Raw genomic sequence first — 6510 nt, 5'->3', positions numbered from 1 at the left:
CCACCGCCCCTCCCTCACGGACAAGGATGGCGTCACCCTGGCCGACGTCACAGGCCGCGTGCGTCCAGTCCGCGGGCCGAGACAACGCCGGGGCGATCCAGGAACCGGCGAGGCCGCCGGCATACCCGCCGCCGGCGATCACGAGCACTCCCGCACAGAGTGCTGCCGTTGAGCGCCGCCCAGAACGCGCTGAGCCGACCCCGACGAACAGCACAGCGGTCAGGCCGGCGAGGAGGAGCGCGCCTTCTGCGCCGGGTAACCAGGGCATGCGGTTGAGCGGCAGCCCGTGCACCGTGGTCGCGATAGCGGCGATCCACGTCGCGGGAATCCAGCCGAGCCAGAGCAAGACGACGGCGACCGGAGGAAGGACCGGTGCCAGGATGCAGGCTCCGAGCCCGAGCAGGGTGGCGAGCGGCGCGGCCGGCGCCGCCAGGAGGTTGGCCGGCACGCCGAGAACCGGGATCGTGGGAGTGAGCAGGATCAGCACGGGCTGGCAGGCCAGCTGTGCTGCGAGTGGGAGAGCGAATGCCGCGGCCAGCGGACGCGGCAGCCAGGCGGACAGCATCTGCGTGAGTGGGCGGGTGAGGAGAAGCAGCCCGCCGGTCGCGAGGGCAGACAGCACGAAACCGTAGGTGCGCGACAGCCAGGGGTCGCTGATGACGACGACGATCACGACGAGGCTGAGAATGGGCAGCCCTGCAGCGGGCCTGCCTGCACCGAGGGCCAGGAGCACCGCCAGTGCCATCAGCGCAGCGCGGACGACGCTCGGCTCAGGGGTCACCAGGATGACGAAGAGCCCCAGCCCGGTGAGAGCCCCGATGATGCGGATCGAGCGCGGCGCACCGAGGCCGGCGAGAAGGAACGTCAGTACAGCCACGATCACGGCGCAGTTCGCTCCGGACACGGCGGTGAGGTGGCTCAGTGAACTGCTCTTCATCGCTTCGTCGAGCTCATCGGTCACCGCGGTCGTGTTCCCGGTGGAGAGCCCGGGCAGCAGTTCTCCCCCGTCGCCAGGCAACTCCGCCGCAAGGTTCAGGAGGCCGGTGCGCATGTCGCCCGCCCATGCGAGATACCGCGGCGGCGCGGCAAGAACGGTCGCCGGCTGCCGGGCGAACAGGAGGAAGGAAGCCGCGTCCCCGTGCGCCGTGCCGCGCATCGCAGCGTCCGCTTCGACAACCGAACCGATTGGCACGGGATGCGGATCGGTCACCGTGGCGAAGAGAACGACCGGGACAGCGGCCGAGACGCGTGCGTCCCCAAGGTCGATCTCGGTGAGCGTGCCGTGGATCCGCTGTGCCGTCTCAGTTCGGCCGGCGCCGCCAGGAGCATCCGCTCTCATGGATGTGTCCCAGACGGAGCCTTGCCTGTCGTCGTCGACGACCGATTTCTCTGTCACCGTCAGCCGAACCGTGACCGATCGTCCCGCTTCGGCCGCTTCACGGAGTACCGCAGGGGACCGTGCTTCGGCCCGAGCAGCGACGGCAGTTGCAGCGAGCGACACCGTAAGCAGGGTCACGGCTGCGATCCCCCACCAGGCGGACCTCGCGCGCGGTGACGTCGGATGTCGGCGCACACCGCAGACGGCAACCACGGCGCAGACGACGGTCGAGGCAAGGCCGGCTGCCGCCACGGCCCCCGCGGCGCTCGGGACCCCGACAAGGATGCACGCGGTGATCCAGGCGGCCCCCGCAGGGGGAACCAGCCGATGTGCCGGGGTCACACGGTCACCAGGTCTTTCAGGGACTCGAACGTCTTGGCGCCGATGCCAGGCACGTTGAGCAGGTCGTCGATGTTGCTGAACCGGCCGTTCGTCTCACGCCAGGCGATGATCCGCTCTGCCATGGCCGGCCCGAGCCGGGGCAGCGTGTCCAGTTCGGCGACTGACGCCGTGTTGATGTTGATCTTGCCGGCTGGAGCACCTGGGACGCCTGGGGCCGGCCCGGCCGCCGGCGGTACGGCACCCTGGACCGCCACCACGATCTGCTCTCCGTCGCTGAGGAAGCGGGCGAGGTTGACCGTCTGCTGGTCTGCTACCGGCGAGAACCCTCCGGCGGCCGCGATGGCGTCGACCACCCGGTCACCGTCGCGGAACTGGTAGACACCGGGGCGCTCAACGGCGCCGAGGACGTGGACGTACAGGGCGACGCTGCCCACCGCGTCGACGCCTGTCGTCGGCGTCGGAGGCAACGGGCGGGCCTCGCCCGTCGCGCCAAGCAGCGAGACCACGATCGCGGTGACGAGCCCGCCGAGCATCAGGACGATGAGCGCGCCGACGCCGAACCGGACACCCGCCGACCGTCGGGTCGCCAGCGTTATAGGGAGACCGGATGCCGCTCCCGGCGACCGCGCGGAAGCGTGCCTGGCCATGACGTCCAGTCAAGACCGAACGTCGAGGATCCCGACCGTCGGGCCGGGGACGGTGGAGAACCGGCCGGGTGCCCGCCCCTGTGCAGGGACGGGCACCCGAACGTCACGGTTTGGTCGCGATGCTCACAACGCGAGGTGCGCGCACGACGACGTTGACGATGGTCCGCTCGCCGACCGCACGCTGAACGGCAGCAGAGGCACGGGCAAGCGACTCCAGTTCCTCGGTTGCCACCTTCGGTGACACCTCGAGGCGATCGCGGACCTTGCCGTCGACCTGTACGACGCAGGTCACCGATTCCTCGACGAGAAGAGTCGGGTCAGCCTTGCGCCAGGTCACGTGGGCGACGGCGGGCTCATAGCCGAGCATCTCCCACATGTCCTCGGCGGTGTACGGCGCGAACAGGTTCAGCGCAACCGCGGTGACCTCAGCGGCTTCGCGCACGGCGGCATCCGCTGGGCCTGCTCCGGTGTCGATCGCCTTCCTCGTCGCGTTGACGAGTTCCATCAGCCGGGCGACCACAACATTGAACTTGAACGACTCGACGAGGCCGGGCGCATCGGCGAGGAAGCGGTGCGTGACGCGGCGAAGCGCCGGGTCACCGGTCTTCCAGAGCACCTCTGGCGCGCTCGTCACGTCATGGGCGACCCGCCATGCCCTGGCGAGGAATTTTGAGGACCCAGCCGGCGAGACATCCGCCCAGTCGATGTCATCCTCCGGGGGTCCGGCGAAGACGAGCGTGACGCGCAACGCGTCCGCACCGTACGTGGCGAGTTCGCTGGCGAACTCGACGAGGTTGCCCTTGCTCTTCGACATCTTCGCGCCGTCCATGAGCACCATGCCCTGGTTGAGCAGAGAGCTGAACGGTTCGGTGAAGCCGAGGTAACCGAGGTCGTAGAGGACCTTGGTCATGAAGCGGGAATAGAGCAGGTGCAGGATCGCGTGCTCGACGCCGCCGACGTACTGGTCGACCGGCGCCCACTTGTCGGCGAGGGCCGGGTCGAACGCGACAGTGTCCGATGTGGGGTTGAGGTAACGCAGGTAGTACCAGGAGCTGTCGACGAAGGTGTCCATCGTGTCCGAGTCCCGCTTGGCTGGCGCATCACAGCGCGGGCATGGAACGTTGATCCAGTCCTCAGCGGCTCCGAGGGGGCTTGTACCCTTCGGCTGCAGGTCGAGACTGTCCGCTGGCGGCAGCTCGACGGGGAGCTGATCCTCAGGCACGGGCACTTCTCCACAGGCGTCGCAGTGGATGATCGGGATCGGCGGACCCCAGTAGCGCTGACGGGAGATCAGCCAGTCGCGCAGACGGTAGTTCTTCGCGGTTTCGCCGAGACCGGATGCCGTGAGGGCGTCGGTGATCTTCGCGATGGCCGTGTTCTTGCTCAGCCCGTTGAACCTGCCTGAGTTGATCAGGCGACCGGGGCCGACCAGCGCCTCGCCCGTGACTTTCGGGTCCGCTGGCGGCAGATCATCGGGCAGTTCCCCGTCGACGAGGACAGGGATCGCACCGGTGACCGGCTGGTTCGTGTCGACGACGACACGCACAGGGAGGTCGAACGCTCGCGCGAAATCGAGGTCTCGCTGGTCGTGGGCCGGCACAGCCATGATCGCGCCGTGGCCGTAATCGGCGAGTACGTAATCGGACGCCCAGATCGGCAGGCGTTCCCCGTTCAGCGGGTTGATCGCGTACCGTTCGAGGAAGACTCCCGTCTTCTCCCGTTCGGTGCTGAGCCGCTCGATGTCGGTCTCGCCCTTGACCCGGTCGACGTACTCGGTGAACGCGGCTTTCGTGGCATCCGGCGCCTCGGCGACCAGTTCTGCTGCGAGGTCGGAGTCGGCGGCAACGACCATGAAGGTGACGCCGTACAGAGTGTCAGGGCGCGTCGTGTAAACGGCGATCGGGTCGGCCTTGCCCTCGATGACGAAGTTCACGTCAGCGCCGGTTGAACGTCCAACCCAGTTGCGCTGCATGCTGATGACCTTCGACGGCCATGCGCCTTCGAGCTGCTTGAGGTCGTCCACAAGACGGTCAGCGTAATCAGTGATGCGGAAATACCACTGGGTGAGCTTCTTCTTGGTGACGAGGTTGCCGCACCGCTCGCAGTAGCCGTCGACGACCTGCTCGTTCGCCAGCACGGTCTGGTCGAACGGGCACCAGTTGACCGGGCTCGCCTTGCGATAGGCGAGACCCTTCTCATAGAGCTTCAGGAACAGCCACTGGGTCCAGCGGTAGTACTCGGGGTCGGAGGTGTGGATCTCCCGGTCCCAGTCGAAGGACGGCGCGTAGGTGCGGAAACTCGCCTTCTGCTGCGCGATGTTGTCATAGGTCCAGCCACGAGGGTCAACGCCTCGTTTGATGGCAGCATTCTCAGCGGGAAGGCCGAAGGAGTCCCAGCCGATCGGGTGCAGCACGTTGAAGCCCTGCTGGCGCCAGTACCGCGCGACCACGTCACCGAGACCGAATGCTTCGGCATGCCCCATGTGCAGGTCGCCTGAGGGGTACGGGAACATGTCGAGGACATACTTGCGCGGGCGCTTGTCGCTCTCGTCGTCCGTTGCAAAGGGCTTGATCCGGTCCCACACCGGTAGCCACTTCTCCTGGATAGCGGCGAAATCGTACTTCTGTCCGACCTGGGTCTGCTCGTCGTGTGACACGTGGCTCTCATTCTTAAGCGGGAAAGGACTGCCGGGTGCGCGATACCGCCGCGACACCCGCGGTCCAACGATCTAGCCTACTTCCTGTTCGGAAGCGCCCAGCGCGGCGAGAAGAGCCGCGGCCTTCACCTGGGTTTCCTCGATCTCCTCCTCGATGACCGACAGCGCGGTGATCCCTCCGCCGGTTCCGATCGATGCACCGGCGGAATCGATCAGGATGCTGCGGATCACCATCGCGAGATCGATGGCGCCGTCTGCTCCGACGTACCCGAACGCACCGGAATAGACGCCACGCGGGCCGGACTCGAGCCGGTCGAGGATGGTCATCGCTGAGATCTTCGGCGCCCCGGTCATCGATCCGGCCGGGAATGCGGACTCGACGGCATCCACCCCGCTCACCCCGTCGGCAAGGCGGGCGGTGACGGTGCTGACCAGCTGGTGCACCTGCGCGTAACTCTCGACGGCGAGCAGTTGGGTCACCGCGACACTGCCGGTGACGGCGACCCGACCGAGGTCGTTGCGCATGAGGTCGACGATCATGAGGTTCTCAGCACGTTCCTTGTCGCTGCCGACCAGTTCCGCTGCGAGTTTCGCTTCGTGGTCTGGGGTACTTCCGCGCGGCCGGGTGGCCTTGATCGGCCGGGTCGTGACGGTCCCGTCAGGGGTGACCCGGAGGAACTGCTCAGGCGACGAGCTGACCAAGGCGGTGCCGTCGACCACGAGCAACCCGCCATGATGGCTCGGGCTCGCATGCCGAAGCCGGCGATAGACCTCGACCGGATCGAAGTCGCCGTCGACCAGCGCCTCGTTGGTCAGGCAGAGCTGGTACGCGTTGCCGCGGCGGATTTCCTCCTGGGCTTCCGCGATGAGGCGGCCATATGCCGGCGCCGGGTGGCGCCAGCGGGCCGAACGCGGTTCGGCGGCCAGAGGCGGCTGGGCGGGCGTGGGATCCGAGAGTCCGGCCAACCAGCCGAAGTGCTCCTCCGTTGCCGGGCCGACCACTTCGAGTGCGGTTATCGTGCGGGTGGTGTGGTCGAAGATCAGCATCCGGGCGGGGCGCAGGAAAGCGGCATCCGGGTAGCGTGACGGATGAGCGGGAGTGCCGCGGCTGTCTGCACCGGCTTCGTAGCCGATCCAGCCCACCCAGCCGGGCGAGAACTCTCCAGCCGGGGCACTGACGTCACAGGCTGTCCCGGTGCTTCCCTCTGAAAGCTCAGCGCGCAAGGCATCGAAGATCGTGACGTTCGCGGTGATGGTCGGTGCGGCGTCGTCCGTCTTCGCCGATCGCGTGACGGAGTGGTCGGCGACCGCAGCGGTAAGCAGTTCCGTTCCATCGCCCAGGTAGCTGAATCCCTCGGATGCGTCGATGCCGCTGTCGAGCCAGAACGCGCGCGCCGAAGACCCAAATGCTGTGAGGAAGGCACTTTCCGGGTCGATCCAGCGGCTGAGCTGTCTCGACCGTAGGCTGGATTCCACGACTCCCACCT

General features: G+C 67.4%; 4 protein-coding genes. All 4 read right to left on the bottom strand.

What is annotated here, in order from left to right:
* Positions 1–1720: ComEC/Rec2 family competence protein (locus tag JWP90_RS11210; RefSeq protein WP_297363992.1), on the bottom strand; the 1720-nt coding region annotated here is incomplete at its 3' end.
* Positions 1717–2367 carry a ComEA family DNA-binding protein gene (locus JWP90_RS11205; protein WP_297363989.1) on the bottom strand — a complete coding sequence of 217 codons (651 nt, stop codon included), beginning with the start codon at positions 2365–2367 and terminating at the stop codon, positions 1717–1719. The genes JWP90_RS11205 and JWP90_RS11210, both read right to left, overlap by 4 nt.
* Positions 2368–2470: 103 nt before the next feature.
* The gene (leuS, locus tag JWP90_RS11200; protein ID WP_297363986.1) at positions 2471–5023 is read right to left on the bottom strand and encodes a leucine--tRNA ligase; all 2553 of its coding nucleotides are present in this window, start codon (positions 5021–5023) and stop codon (positions 2471–2473) included.
* A 72-nt stretch (positions 5024–5095) separates the two neighbouring features.
* On the bottom strand, positions 5096–6499 hold the full coding sequence (locus JWP90_RS11195; protein ID WP_297363983.1) for an anthranilate synthase component I family protein: 1404 nt from the start codon (positions 6497–6499) through the stop codon (positions 5096–5098).
* Between the last annotated feature and the right edge of the window lie 11 nt (positions 6500–6510).

It is taken from the genome of Mycetocola sp., assembly GCF_025464835.1.
In the GTDB taxonomy this organism is placed as follows: Bacteria; Actinomycetota; Actinomycetes; order Actinomycetales; family Microbacteriaceae; genus Mycetocola_A.
This window is presented reverse-complemented; position numbering and strand designations above follow the sequence as displayed.